The following is a 16,775-nucleotide window of genomic DNA, read 5'->3' on the forward strand; positions in this document are numbered from 1 at the left end:
GACGAGGACGGGGGCGGCGACGCGGTCGCGGCGGGCGGGGACGCGGGCGGGGCCGGCGGGTGCGCGGGTGCGGGTGCGGCCGGCGGCCTGCTCGTCGTGGGCGACGTGGTCACCGACGTGGTGGCCCGGTACGACGAGCCGCTCGCCCCGGGCACCGACACGGCGGCGCGGATCCGGATCCTGCCGGGCGGCGCGGGTGCGAACGTGGCGTGCTGGGCGGCGCGTACGGGCCGGGACGACGTGCGCCTCCTGGCGCGGGTGGGCGCCGGTGAGGCGTCCTGGCACGAGGCCGCGTTGCGCCGCGCGGGGGTACGGCCGCTGCTCGTCCGGGACGACGGGGCGCCGACGGCGACGGTGGTGGCGCTGGTCGACGGGCGGGCCGGGGCGGAGCGCACCTTCCTGACCGACAGCGGCGCGGTGGTGCGGCTCTCGCCCGCCGACTGGTCCCCGCGACTGCTGGACGGGGCGGCCCACCTGCACCTGTCGGGGTACCTGTTCTTCGCGCCGACGAGCCGCCGGACCGCGCGGCTGGCCATGGCGGCGGCCCGGGAGCGGGGGGTTCCGGTGAGCGTGGACCCGGCGTCGGCGGGGTTCGTGTCGGGGCTGGGCGCGGACCGCTTCCTGACGGCCGTGGCGGGTGCGGACGTCCTCTTCCCGAACGCCGACGAGGCGGTCCTGCTGGCCGGCCTGGCCGGCCCGGAGGAGGCCGCCGCCGCCCTCAGCCGACGGCACGGCCTGGTCGTGGCCACCCTGGGCGCCGCGGGCGCGGTGGTCGCCCGGGCGGGCGGGGTGGTGGCGCGCGTACCGGCGCCCGGGGTGCGCCCGGTGGACACGACGGGCGCGGGGGACGCCTTCACCGGTGGGTTCCTCGCGGCCCGTCTGGCGGGCGCGTCCGCGGCGGAGGCGGCGGAGGCGGGCTGCCGCGCCGGCGGGGAGGCGGTGACGACGGTGGGCGGCCGCCCGGTGCCACCGGGGGCCGTACCGGTACCGCGGTCCTGAGTCCGCCGCGGCCGCGGCGGAGGCCGGGGTGCCGATGGGGCGGTCCCGGGCGCCCGGAGCGCGGGCCGGGCGTGAGGACGGCGGTCCCGGACCGAGGAACGGGGCCGGGGTGTCCCGAGCGAGGCCCGGCAGGCAGAGCGGCGGTCCCGAGTCGGGGCGCGGGCCGGGCGGCAGGCGGGCGGGGCGGCCGCGGGCCGCGGGCCGGGGCGTCAGGGCAGGCCGGTCCAGGCGGGGTGGCGCGGGTCGTCGGCCCGCACCACCACGTCGGCGGCGTCGACGGGGCCGACCTCCGTCTCGTACCGTTCGAAGGCGGGCAGCGTCCACGGCTCCGCGGTCCGGCGGGCGAGCGCGGCCCGGGACAGCCTGAGGTGCACGGTGAGGTCGAACGGGAACCAGTGCCCCAGCAGGAACGGGCCGTGCAGGAGCAGGACGCCGCCGGGGGCCAGCCGGCGGTACGGACTGCGGGTGGCGCGGTCGGTGGCGGGATCCCACAGGTCGGGCAGGACCCGGCCGCCGCCCCCGGGCTCCAGCGGGGCGAACACCTCGCGCCACAGGGCGCCGGTGTCGAACCACCCGCCGTAGTACGCGTCGGGGTCCTCCTTGCCGTACTCGTACCGCAGTGACGCCGGGCGCAGGAAGCCGGACGTGGCGACGCCGAGCACGTCCCGACCGAGGAGCCGCAGCTCCGCGGCGACGGCGTCGGCGAGTTCGCCGGGCCGGGCGGCGGGCGCGCCGTCGACGGCGACCTTCAGCCAGGGGCCGCCGTCGGCCGGACGCAGGTCGTCCAGGTACCCGGCGAGCGCGTCGGTGAGCCGTTCCCAAGTGATCGGTTCGAGTCGCACGGCCCCATCCTGCCAAGGCGGCGGCCGCACGGGCGCGTACCGGCACCGCTCCCGCACCTCCCCCCGGACGCCGCCCGCATCCACGACCCCGCGCCCAACGGCCCTGAGCCCGGGCCCCGTCGCCACACCCGCACCGTCCGAGGGCCCCGTCTCCGCACCCGGGCCCCGTCCCCGCACCCGTCCGAGGGCCCCGCCCGCGCCCGCTCGCCTCCGCGCCGCGTGCCGTCAGCCGCGGGCCGTCTCGCCCCGGAGCGCGGCGGCCAGCGGGCTCTCCCCCGCCACCGCGATCCGGCCGGCCTTCACGCCCTCCGCGACGGTCAGTTCGCCGCCGCTCACCGCGGCGCAGGTGGCGGCGTCCATGCGCAGCCGGGCGTCGGGCGCGTCGGCGGGGCCGTCCCCGTAGGAGACGGCCCCGTCGGCGTCGAGGCACACGTGGAACACGCCCTCGTCGAGGCGTACGACGGCGGTGCCCGGCTCGCCCACCGCCTCCAGCGCGCCGAGGAGCGGGACGGCGAACCAGTGGGCACGGACGGCGTCCGTGGGGCGCGGTGTCTCGAGGGCGGGGGCGCCCCAGCGCGCGAGGGCGCGCAGGACGGGCAGCAGGTCGCGACCGCGGTCGGTGAGGTCGTAGACGTACGCCGGTGAGGGGGGCGGCAGCCGGCGGCGGGTGACGAGGCCGTCGCGTTCCATGTCCCGGAGCCGCGAGGCCAGCATGTCGGTGCTCACGCCCGGCAGGTCGGCGTGGAGGTCGGTGTAGCGGCGCGGGCCGGCGAGGAGTTCGCGGACGATCAGCAGGGTCCAGCGGTCGCCGACCGCGTCGAGGGCGCGGGCGGCGGCGCAGTACTGGTCGTAGCTGCGGCGGCGGTCGGCGGAACGCGTGCTGGGGCGTGGCATGCGACGCAGTCTAGCCATCTTGTTGGACTTTCCAAGCTCCTACTTGGTAAAACCAAGCAACACCGTTTCCGGGGAGGTCGCCAGATGGAGTTCCGGCAGTCGAGCAAGTTGAGCGAGGTCTGCTACGAGATCCGGGGCCCGGTGATCGAACAGGCGAACGCACTGGAGGAGGCGGGCCACACCGTCCTGCGCCTGAACACCGGCAACCCGGCCCTCTTCGGGTTCGAGGCGCCCGAGGAGATCCTCCAGGACATGATCCGGATGCTGCCCCGCGCCCACGGCTACACCGACTCGCGCGGCATCCTGTCCGCCCGCCGCGCGGTGGCGCAGCGCTACCAGTCCATGGGTCTGACCGGCATCGGCGTCGACGACGTCTACCTCGGCAACGGCGTCTCCGAGCTGGTCTCCATGGCCGTCCAGGCCCTGGTCGAGGACGGGGACGAGGTCCTGATCCCGGCGCCCGACTTCCCGCTCTGGACGGCGGCGACCACGCTCGCCGGCGGGCGCCCGGTGCACTACGTCTGCGACGAGTCCGCCGACTGGTACCCGGACCTGGACGACATGGCCGCGAAGATCACGGACCGCACCAGGGCCGTCGTGATCATCAACCCGAACAACCCCACCGGCGCCGTCTACCCGCGCGAGGTGATCGAGGGCATCCTCGACCTGGCCCGTCGCCACCAGCTGATGGTCTTCGCCGACGAGATCTACGACCGGATCGTGTACGACGACGCGGTCCACCACCCGGCCGGGGCGCTCGCCCCCGACCTGGTCGTCCTCACCTTCGGCGGCCTGTCCAAGACGTACCGCGTGGCCGGCTTCCGCTCCGGCTGGCTGGTCGTCAGCGGGCCGAAGCAGCACGCCCGGGACTACCTGGAGGGGCTGACCGTGCTCGCCTCCATGCGGCTGTGCCCCAACGCCCCCGCGCAGTACGCCATCCAGGCCGCGCTCGGCGGCCGGCAGTCCATCGACGAGCTGACCGCGCCGGGCGGCAGGCTGCACGAGCAGCGGCTGCTCGCCTGGGAGAAGCTGAACGAGATCCCGGGGGTCTCCTGCGTCAAGCCGCGCGGCGCGCTCTACGCCTTTCCGCGCCTCGACCCCAAGGTGCACCCGATCCACGACGACGAGAAGTTCGTCCTGGACCTGCTGCTGCGGGAGAAGATCCAGGTCGTCCAGGGCACGGGCTTCAACTGGCCGCGCCCCGACCACTTCCGCATCCTCACGCTGCCGCACGCCGACGACCTGGACGCGGCGATCAGCCGGATCGGGCGCTTCCTGAGCGGCTACCGCCAGTAGGCCCACGCCGCCCGCCGCCCTCGCCGCACGACCCCTCGTCGTACGCCGCCCGCCTCCCCCGAACCGCCTGTCCGCCGCGAACCGCCCGTCTCCCCCGGCCCGCCTGTCCGCCGCGAACCGCCCGTCTCCCCCGGCCCGCCCCACGGCGCCCGCCTCCACCGGCCACCGGCCCGTTCACGACACCCGACGGCCCCGGGCCCGCCCGGCGCCGTCGTTTGGAGGCGGTCGCCCGGCGGGCACAACCCCACCGACGTGGCAGCGTCCGGCGGGGGTGGTGAGGTGCTGTGCCGCGTGATCCGATCGTGGTCGTCGAGCCGCGCCGGCCGCGCGCGCACTGCGCGGAGTGCCGCGGGGGCCCGCTGCGGCGGATGGTGCTGAGGTGTTCGGTGCCCCTCTGCCTGGGGTGCGTGGGCCTGGGGCACCTGGTCTACCTGCCGCGCGGTGACGCGGCGCTCACCCGCAGGGCCCGGGAGGCCGGCGAGGTGTGGGCGGTGGTCGTCCGGCACGACAGGCGCCGTACGCGGTACGAGCGCCAGGGCATCCTCGTGGAGGAGGCGGCCCTGGCCCGGGCGGAGGCGGCCTGCCTGGCCGACGCCGGGGCGAGGGCCCGGCGCCGGGCCCGGGACGAGGTGCGCCGGGCGGCGTCGGACGTCCGTTTCGCGGCCGTGCTCACCGCCGAGGTGCGGCGCCTGTTCCCCGGGTGCCCGGCCGACCGGGCCGCGGAGATCGCCGCGCACACGTCGACCCGCGGCAGCGGTCGCGTGGGTCGTACGGCGGCGGGACGGGCCCTGGACGAGGGCGCCGTCACGGCGGCGGTCCGGGCGTCGGTGCGGCACCGCGACACGGAGTACGACGCACTGCTCGCGGCGGGGGTACCGCGCCGCCAGGCCCGCGTCCGGGTGGCACCGGCCGTCGAGGCGGTGCTGGCGTCCTGGCGGCGGTGACCCACGTCCCGCGTCGCCGGGCGGGGCGGGCGGTCAGGCGCGCTCGGCCGCCGGGCGGAAGCGACGGTAGAGCAGCGCCCCGGCGAGCAGCATGCCCGCGGCGGGCGCGGCCAGGCCGACGAGGTCGCCGGCGCCGGTGAGGGCGAGGGACGGGCCCTCCGCGGCGGGGGCCGGGGCGGGCGCGGCCGGGGCGGGCTCGTGCTCCGGCTCCGGCGCCGGCGGCACGACCGGCTTGTCGCCCTTCGGCGGGGTCGTGGGCTCCTGGGGCTTCGGCGGCGTGACGACCTGCGGCGGCTTGCCGCCGTTGTTGACGGAGGTGTTGCCGAACGTGGGGTTGAGGAGGCCGACGACGCTCACCGAGTTGCCCGAGACGTTGACCGGGAGGTCGACGGGGAGCTGGACGCCGTTGCCCGAGATCACACCGGGCGAGCCCACCATGGCGGCGTCGGCGTCCGCGCCGCCGCCGTTCCCCCCGCCCTGGGCGCCTGGGGTGCCGCCGTGGCCGGAGTCGTGAGCCGAGCCGGGCCGGTCCTTGTGCGACCCGTGGGACGAGCCCTTGGAGCCCTTGTTGGCGCAGGTGTTCCCCGCCGCGGGGTTGAGGAGGCCGACCACGTTCACGGTGTTGCCGCAGATGTTGACCGGTACGTTCACCGGCAACTGCACCGCGTTGCCGGAGATCACCCCCGGGGAGCCGGCCGCGACGCCGGACGCGTCAGCGTCGGCGTGCGCCGCACCGACGGCCAGCGCCAGCGCGCCGCTCGTGGCCATCAGGGTGACCAGACCATTTCGGCGAGTGTGCCGCATGGCTTCCTGCCTTCCGAAGACGTTCACGGGCACTCGCCCGCACCTCGGATAACGCCTCGACACCTGGACGGGTTATGTGGCGGGCCTCATTCACCCCATCGAGCGACGTTTGATCGATCTTTCCCATGACCGTCGCGTTCGCCGCCCCTGCGGGTGACACCGGGCGCGGCCCGACGGGGCCGGCCCGGTCAGATGGCGCCCGGCCGCGTGGGCACGGTGGGGGCACCCGACGGGGCGGGCCCGGTGGGGTCATCCGACGGCGGGCCCGGTCGAGCGGCCCGGCGGCTGGTCCGGTCGGGTCGGTGCCCTCGGGCCGCCCGGGCCGGAATCCCGGCCCGGGTACGGGTCATCCGGTCGGCGTGCCGCCGCGGTCGCCCCTGTCGACGGTGCCCGCCTGGATCACCGTGCTGTAGTACGTGCCCCCGCTGATGTGGTTGTGCGTCTCGACGACCTGCCTGGCGGCGGGCTCGGGGGCACCCAACTCGGCCAGGAGCAGGCGTAGTTCCCGCACCGCCCGCGGGTCGTTGCGCAGGGCCCGGCGCATGCGGCCGCGCCACTCGGCGAGCGCCTCGGCGCGCGCGTCCGGGTCACCGGAGGCCTCGGCGTCGACGAGGTCGGCGCGCGCCTCCTCCAACTCACCGTCGATCGCCGCCGCGTCGCGGCCGGAACCACGGGCGAGGAACGCGGCCACCCGGCCCCTGGTCTGCTCCCACGCCTCTCCGACCATCTGCTGGACGAGGGCGCTCGCCCCCGCTGCCGCCAGTGCCACCAACTCCGCTTCCACCACGGCCCCCTGCGGTCGATCGCCAGTAGTCGACGCAGCCTACCGGTCACGTGCCGAGGAGCTGGGCGAGAGCGCCGACCGGGTCGGAGTCCGGTGTGCCCCGCGGCCACCAGTCCTCCCGGCCCGCGTCGGACTCGTAGCCGTACCAGAGGCCGTCGCGGCCGTAGCGGAGCTGGAGCCCGGGGGTGGAGAGGCGGTTGCGCCAGGGGCGGAAGTGCGGGAAGTCGGCGGCGATCAGCGCGGGCCGGGCCCGGTCGAAGGGGCCGGCGGGCGGGTCCCACGGCTCCTCCAGCACGACCAGCCCGGCCGGGCCGCCCTGCCGCCACGCGGCGACGGCCCGCGCCAGGTCGGCCGGGGTGCGGTCGAGGGCGGCGGCGAGGTCGCGGTACAGGGCGCGGGTGGAGGCGGTGAGGCCGGACCCGGGGTGGGCGGCGGCCAGCCGGACGGCGTCCTGCCAGGGGGTGAGGTCGGCGACGGGGTCGCGACCGGTGGTCAGGTGCGCGTGGGCGCGGGCGGCCGCCTCGGTGGCGAGGAGCTCCAGGGCGAGCGGGTCGGGCGCGCCGGGGGCCTCCGGATAGGCGGGCGGGCGGCCGGGGCGGGCCGGGGGCGGCAGCGGTGGCGGTGGCGCCGGCGGCACGGCGCGCACCGCGGTGCGCGCCGGGACGGCCGGTACGGGCGGCGGGGGCGCCGCGGCGGACTCGGCGGCCGAGCGGGCGGCGCTGCGGTGTCCGAGCGCGGCGAGGATCTCCTGCTCACCGCGGCCACGCATGAGGAAGAGCGTGAAGGGGTCCTCGTCGAGGAGGCGGGCGGCCTGGTAGCAGAGGGCGGCTGCGTGCTTGCAGGGGTAGCCGTCGTCGGGGCAGGAGCAGTCGGGGATCAGGTCGCCGGCGTGCGGCAGGAGGTCGGTGCGGTCGGCGAGCGCGTGCGGGACGTCCTTGTCGAGGAGCGCGGCCATGTGGTCGGGGCGGGCCGCGGCGGCGTCCAGGAACGCCTCCCAGTCGCCGTCCCCGAGGACGCCCAGGCGGATCTGCGTGCGGTAGGGGCGGGCGCGGCTGCCGTGCACGTACGCGGTGACGCGGCCGGGAGTGACCGTGATCGCGTCGACGAGGCCGCGACCGGCGTAGGCGCGGCCGCGGGCGAGCCGGGCGGGGTCGAGCGCGGTCGCCTCCAGGGCGGCCACCCAGGCGTTGCCCCACCAGGTGGCGGCGAACGCGCCGTCCTCGCCGCCGCCGACGGACGGCAGCTGCGGGAAGGTGCGGCGCCGGTCGTCGTGGAGGGGCAACGGGCGGCGGGCTCCGGCACGGCCGCGGCGCGGGTCCGCGTCGGGGGTCATGACGGCCTCCTCAGGGAGACGAGGTCGGCCAGTTCCCGGTCGGTCAGCTCGGTGAGGGCGGCCTCGCCGGAGCCGAGGACCGCGTCGGCGAGGGCGCGCTTGCCGGCGAGCAGCTCCGCGATCCGGTCCTCCACGGTCCCCTCGGCGATCAGCCGGTGGACCTGGACGGGCTGGGTCTGGCCGATGCGGTAGGCGCGGTCGGTGGCCTGCTCCTCGACGGCCGGGTTCCACCAGCGGTCGTAGTGGACGACGTGACCGGCGCGGGTGAGGTTGAGGCCGGTGCCCGCGGCCTTCAGCGAGAGGACGAAGACCGGGACGTCGCCGGACTGGAACCGGTCGACCATCCGCTCGCGCTCGGCGACCGGGGTGCCCCCGTGCAGCAGCTGGGACGGGACGCCGCGGGCGGTCAGGTGGGCCGTCAGGAGGCGGGCCATGGCGACGTACTGGGTGAAGACGAGGACCGCGCCGTCCTCGGACAGGACGGTGTCCAGGAGCTCGTCGAGGAGGGCGAGCTTCCCGGAGCGGCCGGCGAGGCGCGACGGCTCCTCCTTCAGGTACTGCGCCGGGTGGTTGCAGATCTGTTTGAGGGAGGTGAGCAGCTTCATGATCAGGCCGCGTCGGGCCATGCCCTCGGCGCCGGCGACCGCGTCCATGGTCTCGCGGACGACCGCCTCGTAGAGCGAGGCCTGTTCGCGGGTGAGGGGGACGGGGTGGTCCGTCTCGGTCTTCGGCGGCAGCTCCGGCACGATGCCGGGGTCGGACTTGCGGCGGCGCAGCAGGAAGGGGCGCACGAGCCGGGCGAGCCGCTCGACCGCCTCCTCGTTCTCGATCTCCTCGTTGTTCTCCACGGCCCGCGCGTGCCGGGCGCGGAACGCCTTGAGGGGGCCGAGGAGCCCGGGGGTCGTCCAGTCGAGCAGGGCCCACAGCTCGGAGAGGTTGTTCTCGACGGGGGTACCGGTGAGCGCGACCCGGGCGGGCGCGGGAATGGTGCGCAGCGCCTTCGCGGTGGCGGAGAAGGGGTTCTTCACGTGCTGCGCCTCGTCGGCGACGACCATGCCCCACGGGTGGGCGGCGAGCCGGCCGGCGCTGGTGCGCATCGTGCCGTACGTGGTGAGGACGAAACCGCCCTCGGCGCCCTCCAGGGTGCGGCCGGCGCCGTGGAAGCGGCGCACGGGCACGCCGGGGGCGAAGCGGTGGACCTCGCGCTGCCAGTTGCCGAGCAGGGAGGCGGGGCAGACGACCAGGGTCGGTTCACGGCGGGCGCGGCGCAGGTGCAGGGCGATGAGCGTGATCGTCTTGCCGAGGCCCATGTCGTCGGCGAGGCAGCCGCCGAGGCCGAGCGAGGTCATCAGGTCCAGCCAGGCGAGGCCGCGCAGCTGGTAGTCGCGCAGGGTCGCGTCGAGCCCGTCCGGCGGCGGGCCCGGGGCCGGTCCGGCGACGAGGCGGTCGCGCAGGTCGGCGAGGGCCCCGACGGGCACCGCCGGTACCGTCTCGCCGTCGACCTCGGCGGTGCCGGTGAGCGCCGCGGCGAGGGCGTCGACCGGCTCCAGCAGGCCGAGCTGCCGCTTGCGGGCCTTGCGGACGAGGGCGGGGTCGACGACGACCCAGCGGTCGCGCAGCCGTACGACGGGCCGGTGCGCCTCGGCGAGGGCGTCCATCTCGCGCTCGGTCAGGGGGTCCCCGTCGAGGGCGAGCTGCCAGTCGAAGCGGAGCAGTTCGGCGCTGTCGAAGAAGGCCGTGCCGTCCGTGGCGGACCCGGGCGCGGGGCGGACGACGGCGTTGGCGGTGAGGGAGCGGGCGAGCTCGCGCGGCCAGTGGACGGTGACGCCGGCGGCGTCGAGGCGGGGCGCGGCGGGGCCGAGCAACTCGTGGAGCTCCTCCTCGGACAGCGCGAGGACGTCGGGGACCGGGCGCTCCAGGAGGCGGGCGAGCGGCGGCCAGACCCGGGCGGCGCGGCGCAGCGCCAGGACGGCGTCGACGCGGGCCCGCGGGCCGAGGTGCTCGTCCCCGCCCGGGGACCAGAGGGACGCCGCGTCGACCACGAGGGCCGGGTCGGCGAGGCTGTGCACCTGGACGACGGCCGCGGCGGCCCGCCGCTCGGCGCCCGCGCCGTCGCCGCCGAACCCACCGCCGTCCCCGTCGTCCGGCGTGCTGTCGAAGAGGTCGTACGAGGAGAGGTCCAGGCGCAGCGAGACGCGGACGCCCGCGTCCATGCCGGCGGCGGCCTCGGCGGCCCAGGCGCGCGCCCCGGGCAGCCGCTGCGGCTCCCGGGCGGCGAACGGCGCGCCCGCGGCGTGCGCGGCGGCGGGCGTGCGCGGGAGGGTGTCGGCGACGGCGTCGAGGAAGGCCCGGACGAGCGTCTCGGGCTCGGGCAGGTGGAGCGGGCGGCGGCCGGGAAGGGGGACGGCGTGTCCCTCGTACGGCAGGGCGGCGGCGACGGCGCGCAGATGGGCGATGTCGTCGGCGTCCAGCGGCCCGGCCCGCCAGGCGTCGAGGTCGTCGGCGGTGAGGCCGGGCAGCAGGCGGCCCCGCGCGACGAGGTGCAGGCCGTGGAGGGCGGCGGCGCCCCAACAGGCCGTCGCCGGGTGGGCGTGCGGGTCGTGGCGGGCGGCGGCGAGCAGGGGCAGCGCGTCCGCGACGGGGAGCAGCAGGGCCGGCACGTCGTGGCTGCGGACGCCGTCGCCCCGGGGTCGTACGACCGTCAGCGTGCCGGCCTGCGCGGCCGGTGCGGGTACGGGACCCGGCACGCGGGCGGGCGCGGGCACCGGTACGGGGGCGGGGCGGCCGGGCAGCGCCGGTGCCGGGCGGCCGGGCGGGGCCGGTGCCGGGCCGCCGGCGACGTCCTCGGGGAGGGGGCGGCCGTCGGGGGCCCAGAAGGCGACGCGCCCCTCCCGGGGCAGGGCCGCGGGGAGGAACACGGCGGCGAGGCCGCGCACCGCGTGCGCGGGCGGCGATGCGGTCGTGTCCCGCATGCTCCCTCACCTCCGCTGCCGGTCGCCGGGGCCACGGTCGTGTTCCCTGCTCACCGACCTTACGGCGGGGGTCTGACAACGGGGCCGGCGGTGGGTCGGAAGCCCCCGGACGGGTACCCGCCGGACCGGAGGGTGATGACCATGCGCAGTGGAAACGAACCCGTCACCGCGCGCAGCCCCCTGCGGCTGCGGCTGTGGCTCGGGGTGTGGGGCCTGCTGTGGGCGCTGGGCGGCACGGTGGCGTTCGCGGTGCTGGGGCGGACGGGGTGGGCGGTCGCCTGCGGGGTCCTGGCGCTCGTGGTCGTGACCGACCTGGTGCTGGTCGTGCGCCACCTGCGGCAGGGCGCGCGCTACCAGCCGGGCCCGAGCGTCCCCCCGTACGAGCCGTACCGGCCGGAGCACCGCCCGCCGCATACCTGACCGGGCTCCGGGCGCGGGCGACGGCGGACGGCGCGCGGCCCGGTGCGCGGCGGACGGCGGGGCGCGGCGCGCGGCCGCCGCGCGGGCGTCTGCCGTACGGGCCGCCGTGCGGGCGGGGCACGGCCGCCACGCGGCCACCGTGCGGGGGCGTTCGGTCAGCAGGTCGGCCGCGTCAGTCGGCGGCGTCGAAGCGGGCCGCCTCGACGTACTCCGGCTTGGGGTCGAGGGCGGCGGCGAGCCGGAAGTGGCGCCGGGCGTGCTGCGGGCGGCCGGCGCGCTGGAGGGTGCGGGCCAGCCCGAAGTGGGCGAAGGCGTTGTCCGGCTCGCGCTCCAGGACCAGCTCGAACTCCAGCTCGGCGGGGCGCAGCTGGGCGGCCGCGAAGAAGGCGCGCGCCCGCAGGAGGCGGGCGGCGGTGTTCTCGGGGTGGGCCGCGATCACCGAGTCGAGCAGCTTGACGGCGCCGCGCGGGTCCCGTGCGGCGAGCAGCTGCTCGGCCGCCCGGTAGTCGATGACGTGGGTCTCCGGGTTGCTGTCGGGCACGGTGGATTCCTTCCCCTCGCTCCGACCGTTCAACATCCCCGGTGGGGGGCCTATTCCGGGGCCGTGTCCGCGGAGCGCGCGGTGAGCTCCTCCCACAGCTCGCGCACCCGCGGTTCGAGGGCTTCGAAGGGGCCGTCGTTGTCGATGACGTAGTCGGCGACGGCGCGCCGCTGCTCGCGGGTGGCCTGGGCGGCCATGCGGGCGCGGGCCTCGTCCGGGGACATGCCCCGCAGCCGTACGAGCCGGTCGAGCTGGGTGGCGGGTGACGCGTCGACGACCACGACGACGTCGTAGAGGGGGGCGAGGCCGTTCTCGGTCAGCAGGGGGACGTCGTGGACGACCACGGCGTCGGGTGCGGCGGCCGCCTGGAGCTCGGCCGAGCGGGCGCCGACGAGCGGGTGGACGATGCCGTTCAGCACGGCCAGGCGCTCGGCGTCGCCGAAGACGATGGAGCCGAGCCGGGGGCGGTCCAGCGTGCCCTCGGGCGTGAGGATCCCGGATCCGAACGCCTCGACGACGGCGGCGAGGCCGGGCGTGCCGGGCTCCACGACCTCGCGGGCGATCCGGTCGGCGTCGACGAGGACGGCGCCGTACGAGACGAGGAGGCGCGAGACCTCGCTTTTGCCGGCGCCGATTCCACCGGTGAGACCTACGGTCAGCATGGGCGGAAGCTTAGGCGCCGCGCGCGGACCGGCGCCCGCCGCCCCCACCCGGCCCTGGCCGGGACACCCCCGCCCCGGCACCCGCCGGACGCGCCGCTCCCCCGTGGTACGGGGTGCGGCGGCCGAGCGGCGGGGTCACGGGTTGTCGCCCTCGCGCTCCGCCAGGAAGCGTTCGAACTCGCGGCCGATCTCGTCGGCGGACGGGAGGTCCACCGGCTCCGCGACGAGGCTGCCGCGGGTCTCCACACCGGCGAGCGCGTCGTACTGGTGCTCCAGCCCCTTCACCAGGGCGACCAGTTCCTCGTCGCCCTCGCCGATCTGCCGCTCGATCTCCGTCTGGGTGCGCTGCGCCGCGGTGCGCAGGCCGTGCGCGACGGTCGGCAGCACCAGGCCCGTGGCGGCGGTGACGGCCTCGACGGCCGTGAGCGCTGCGTCCGGGTAGGCCGAGCGGGCCAGGTAGTGCGGGACGTGCGCGGCGATGCCGAGGACGTCGTGCCCCGCCTCGGACAGGCGGTACTCGATGAGCGCGGCGGCGCTGCCCGGCACCTGCGCCTCGTCGAAGGGGCTGCGGTGGCCCGGTACGAGGTCGGCGCGGTTGCCGTGCGGGGTGAGACCGACGGGCCGGGTGTGCGGCACGCCCATGGGGATGCCGTGGAAGTTGACGGAGAGGCGCACGCCGAGGCGCTCCACGACCTGCCGGACCGCGACGGCGAAGCGCTCCCACTCGACGTCGGGCTCCGGCCCGGACAGGAGCAGGAAGGGCGCGCCCGTGGCGTCCTGGACGATGCGGACCTCGATGGCGGGCGTCTCGTACCCGGTCCAGCGGTCGCGGCGGAACGTCAGCAGCGGGCGGCGCGCCCGGTAGTCGACCAGCCGGTCGTGGTCGAAGCGGGCCACCACCTGGTGGGGCAGGGTCTCCAGCAGGCTCTCGACGATCTGCTCGCCGGTCTCGCCCGCGTCGATGTATCCGTCGAAGTGATAGAGCATGATCAGGCCGGCCGACTCCTGGGCGAGCGCCATGTCGGCGACCGCCAGGCCCTTCGGCTCCCATGCGTACAAATCCTGCGGATCAAGCACGATTACCGCTCCTCCTCGTGTCCTACCGGAGAACGTCGCACGGACCACTGACATTCCCCGTCGCGCCCATGTCCCGGGCACGAACCACCCGTGGGCCGCCTGGTCCAGACCTCGTCATGCCCATCGCCCGTCCGTACGGCCTCGGGACAGCGCGCGTTTCAACATCCCGCCCGGCGTACACGTACGAGAAAGAGACGGGAAGGCCTCCCACCATGCGCCCCTCACCGCTGCTGCCCTGCCCGCTCGCGACCGTCCTCGCCCTGACGGCGACCCCCACCGCCGCCGCGTCCCCCTCGCTCGCCCGCCGCGGCTCCCGTCCGGTGCCGGCGCGACGGCCGCGGTGGCCGTCTCCACCGCCGCGCAGCTCAGGGCGGCGCTCGCCGCCGCGCGCCCCGGTGACACGATCCGGCTCGCCGACGGCACGTACCGGGGAACCTTCAAGGCGGCCGTCCCCGGCACGCCTTCGGCCCGGATCGTCCTCACCGGCTCCTCCGGGCCGTCCTCACGGCGACGGGCGGCTACGGCCTCCACCTCGACGGCGCCTCGCACTGGACCGTGTACGGCGTGACGGTCACCGGTGGGCGGAAGGAAATCATGACGGACCGGGCGAAGGGGGTCGTCATCGACTCCGTCACCGTCCACGGCCTGGCGACGGAAGGCGTCCACTTCCGCTCCTCAGCACCGACGGCGTCATCCGGAACCCCCGCATCCACGACACGGACCGCGACGGCCGGGACATGGGCGAGGGCGTGTACGTGGGGACGGCGAACGACCTGTCGGCCCGGAGCGACGACATCCGCGTCGAGGGCAACACCATCCGCCCGGGTGACGGCGGCGAGGGCGTCGACATCAAGGACGGCACCACCGGCGCGCGGATCGTCGGGAAGGTCTTCGACGGCCGCAGGATGACGGGCGTCCACCACGACGATGCATGGGTGGACGTGAGGGACAACGGCGTCCCGTCTCCGGAAACACCGGCCGGTCCACCCTGGACCACGGCTTCGAAGTGCACAGCCGGCGACCCGGCTGAGGGTGCGGCACGGTCTTCCGCGACAACCACGCGGACCGGACCGGCGCAGCCGGCCCGAACCGCCACGCCGTCCACGCCCCGCACCACTCCCGGTCGTGCCGACGACGGTGTACGCGGACAGCACCCGCACCGGCGGGCGCGGTCCGGTCACACCGGGCCTCCCGGTCGCCGACTGACCCGGACCGCCGGCCAGGACCACTGACCCGGCCCGCAGACCCGGACGCAGACCCGGTCCGCGGACCCGGACGGAGGCCCGGACGCAGACCCGGCCCGCAGACCCGGACGGAGGCCCCGACCGCAACCCGTGGGGAGCCGTCGGCAGGCACAGCGCCCGGACGGAGACCCGGGCGCAGTCCCGGGCACCTCGGGCAGGCCCCGGGCGCACCCGGGCGCCCCGGCGGAGACGCGGGCGCGGCCCCCGGCACGGACGCATCGAGGCCCGTCCCTTCCGGGACGGGCCTCGATGTCACCTGCTAGGAGCTAGCGGGTCGGTGCCGAGCCGTTCAGCTCTGGCCGCCGGCCAGCTTCTCGCGGAGCGCGGCCAGCGCCTCGTCCGACGCCAGGGCGCCGGAGTTGTCGTCCGACTCCGAGGAGTACGAACCGCCGGAGACGCCCGCCGGGGCACCGGCCGGAGCGGCGGGGCCACCCTCGGCAGCGGCGGCCTCGTCGGCCTCGCGGGACTTGATGACCTGGGCCTGGTGCTGCTCGAAGCGCTGCTGCGCCTCGGCGTACTGGGTCTCCCACGCCTCGCGCTGGGTCTCGTAGCCCTCGAGCCAGTCGTTGGTCTCGGGGTCGAAGCCCTCGGGGTAGATGTAGTTCCCCTGGTCGTCGTACGACGCGGCCATGCCGTACAGCGTCGGGTCGAACTCGACCGACGCCGGGTCCGAACCGAAGGACTCGTTGGCCTGCTTCAGCGAGAGGCTGATGCGGCGGCGCTCGAGGTCGATGTCGATGACCTTGACGAAGATCTCGTCGTTGACCTGGACGACCTGCTCCGGGATCTCCACGTGGCGCTCGGCCAGCTCGGAGATGTGGACCAGACCCTCGATGCCCTCGTCCACGCGGACGAACGCACCGAACGGAACCAGCTTCGTGACCTTACCCGGGACGACCTGGCCGATCTGGTGGGTCCGGGCGAACTGCTGCCACGGGTCCTCCTGCGTCGCCTTCAGCGACAGGGAGACACGCTCGCGGTCCATGTCGACGTCGAGGACCTCGACGGTGACTTCCTGACCGACCTCGACGACCTCGGAGGGGTGGTCGATGTGCTTCCAGGACAGCTCGGAGACGTGCACGAGACCGTCGACGCCACCCAGGTCCACGAAGGCACCGAAGTTGACGATCGAGGAGACGACGCCGGAGCGGACCTGACCCTTCTGCAGGGTGGTGAGGAACGTCTGGCGAACCTCGGACTGGGTCTGCTCGAGCCAGGCGCGGCGGGACAGGACCACGTTGTTGCGGTTCTTGTCCAGCTCGATGATCTTCGCCTCGAGCTCCTTGCCCACGTAGGGCTGGAGGTCGCGGACACGGCGCATCTCGACGAGGGAGGCCGGCAGGAAGCCACGGAGGCCGATGTCGAGGATGAGACCACCCTTGACGACCTCGATGACGGTACCGGTGACGATGCCGTCCTCTTCCTTGATCTTCTCGATCGTGCCCCAGGCACGCTCGTACTGAGCGCGCTTCTTGGACAGGATCAGGCGGCCTTCCTTGTCCTCCTTCTGGAGAACCAGGGCCTCGATCTCGTCGCCGACCTTGACGACCTCGTTCGGGTCGACGTCGTGCTTGATCGAGAGCTCGCGGCTCGGGATCACGCCTTCGGTCTTGTAACCGATGTCGAGCAGGACCTCGTCCCGGTCGACCTTCACGATGACGCCGTCGACGATGTCGCCGTCGTTGAAGTACTTGATCGTCTCGTCGATCGCGGCGAGGAAGGCTTCCTCGTTACCGATGTCGTTGACCGCAACCTGCGGGGTGGTGGCGGTGGTCTCGGTGCTGCTCGTCATGTGGGAAAGGGCTCCGGTTACGGACAGAAAGTCGTAGGTACTGCTACGCCGTGAGCCCGTATCGCAGCTGCAGAAGCCGGACAGCCAAGGAAGCGCCCGTTCCCGCCGACTGGGTCGACCGGGTGGCGCCTCGACAACCGAGGGGACATACAACAGATGCGAGCGCGACCT

The 16,775-nt window shown here is 75.8% G+C and carries 14 protein-coding genes and 1 pseudogene; 5 read left to right on the forward strand and 10 right to left on the reverse strand.

All coding sequences use genetic code 11. The features are described from left to right. The first annotated feature begins 87 nt into the window (after positions 1-87). Positions 88-999: a carbohydrate kinase family protein gene (locus ACF053_RS17120; protein ID WP_391954837.1), complete on the forward strand. Its 912-nt coding sequence runs from the start codon at positions 88-90 to the stop codon at positions 997-999. Positions 1,000-1,208: 209 nt separating this feature from the next. Here ACF053_RS17120 and ACF053_RS17125 read toward each other — a convergent pair whose 3' ends face one another. Next, the gene (locus tag ACF053_RS17125; RefSeq protein ID WP_391954651.1) at positions 1,209-1,841 is read right to left on the reverse strand and encodes a uridine kinase; all 633 of its coding nucleotides are present in this window, start codon (positions 1,839-1,841) and stop codon (positions 1,209-1,211) included. 225 nt (positions 1,842-2,066) lie between these two features. Next, the gene (locus ACF053_RS17130) at positions 2,067-2,735 is read right to left on the reverse strand and encodes a winged helix-turn-helix transcriptional regulator (protein ID WP_391954652.1); all 669 of its coding nucleotides are present in this window, start codon (positions 2,733-2,735) and stop codon (positions 2,067-2,069) included. 84 nt (positions 2,736-2,819) lie between these two features. Here ACF053_RS17130 and ACF053_RS17135 point away from each other — a divergent pair, with 84 nt between their 5' ends. Together ACF053_RS17135 and ACF053_RS17140 are read left to right on the forward strand one after the other, a co-directional pair. Next, the gene (locus ACF053_RS17135; RefSeq protein WP_391954653.1) at positions 2,820-4,031 is read left to right on the forward strand and encodes a pyridoxal phosphate-dependent aminotransferase; all 1,212 of its coding nucleotides are present in this window, start codon (positions 2,820-2,822) and stop codon (positions 4,029-4,031) included. 284 nt (positions 4,032-4,315) lie between these two features. After that, positions 4,316-4,975 carry a DUF2293 domain-containing protein gene (locus ACF053_RS17140; RefSeq protein WP_391954654.1) on the forward strand — a complete coding sequence of 220 codons (660 nt, stop codon included), beginning with the start codon at positions 4,316-4,318 and terminating at the stop codon, positions 4,973-4,975. Positions 4,976-5,008: 33 nt separating this feature from the next. Here the strand turns inward: ACF053_RS17140 and ACF053_RS17145 are convergent, their stop codons facing one another. From ACF053_RS17145 to ACF053_RS17160, 4 genes are all read right to left on the reverse strand, one after another. After that, positions 5,009-5,779, reverse strand: a complete 771-nt coding sequence (locus ACF053_RS17145) for a chaplin (RefSeq protein ID WP_391954655.1) — start codon at positions 5,777-5,779, stop codon at positions 5,009-5,011. A gap of 346 nt (positions 5,780-6,125) precedes the next feature. Beyond that, positions 6,126-6,563, reverse strand: coding sequence for a hypothetical protein (locus tag ACF053_RS17150; RefSeq protein ID WP_391954656.1), 438 nt, complete (start codon positions 6,561-6,563; stop codon positions 6,126-6,128). 46 nt (positions 6,564-6,609) lie between these two features. Further along, entirely contained in the window at positions 6,610-7,896 is a 1,287-nt protein-coding gene (locus ACF053_RS17155; protein ID WP_391954657.1) for an SWIM zinc finger family protein, read from the reverse strand. After that, a complete protein-coding gene (locus ACF053_RS17160) occupies positions 7,893-10,868 on the reverse strand; it encodes an SNF2-related protein (protein ID WP_391954658.1) in 2,976 nt (991 codons plus the stop codon). Before ACF053_RS17160 ends, ACF053_RS17155 begins: the two co-directional genes overlap by 4 nt. Before the next feature lie 141 nt (positions 10,869-11,009). Here ACF053_RS17160 and ACF053_RS17165 point away from each other — a divergent pair, with 141 nt between their 5' ends. Next, positions 11,010-11,288 (forward strand): DUF6343 family protein, encoded by a 279-nt coding sequence (locus tag ACF053_RS17165; RefSeq protein ID WP_391954659.1) that lies wholly within the window; start codon positions 11,010-11,012, stop codon positions 11,286-11,288. A 172-nt stretch (positions 11,289-11,460) separates the two neighbouring features. On the opposite strand, the gene ACF053_RS17170 is transcribed toward ACF053_RS17165, so the two are convergent. The 3 genes from ACF053_RS17170 to ACF053_RS17180 form a co-directional block, all read right to left on the reverse strand. Then, positions 11,461-11,829 (reverse strand): tetratricopeptide repeat protein, encoded by a 369-nt coding sequence (locus ACF053_RS17170; protein ID WP_228977938.1) that lies wholly within the window; start codon positions 11,827-11,829, stop codon positions 11,461-11,463. A 50-nt stretch (positions 11,830-11,879) separates the two neighbouring features. Continuing rightward, positions 11,880-12,491: a dephospho-CoA kinase gene (gene coaE / locus ACF053_RS17175; RefSeq protein ID WP_391954660.1), complete on the reverse strand. Its 612-nt coding sequence runs from the start codon at positions 12,489-12,491 to the stop codon at positions 11,880-11,882. Between the two features lie 135 nt (positions 12,492-12,626). Continuing rightward, a complete protein-coding gene (locus ACF053_RS17180; RefSeq protein WP_391954661.1) occupies positions 12,627-13,568 on the reverse strand; it encodes a PAC2 family protein in 942 nt (313 codons plus the stop codon). A 212-nt stretch (positions 13,569-13,780) separates the two neighbouring features. Between ACF053_RS17180 and ACF053_RS17185 the strand changes: the two are divergent. Next, a pseudogene (locus tag ACF053_RS17185) lies at positions 13,781-14,774 on the forward strand (right-handed parallel beta-helix repeat-containing protein). A gap of 327 nt (positions 14,775-15,101) precedes the next feature. Here the strand turns inward: ACF053_RS17185 and rpsA are convergent. Beyond that, positions 15,102-16,604: a 30S ribosomal protein S1 gene (gene rpsA, locus ACF053_RS17190; protein ID WP_058945234.1), complete on the reverse strand. Its 1,503-nt coding sequence runs from the start codon at positions 16,602-16,604 to the stop codon at positions 15,102-15,104. Between the last annotated feature and the right edge of the window lie 171 nt (positions 16,605-16,775).

This window comes from Streptomyces kanasensis (assembly GCF_043077165.1).
Taxonomy (GTDB): Bacteria; Actinomycetota; Actinomycetes; order Streptomycetales; family Streptomycetaceae; genus Streptomyces; species Streptomyces changanensis.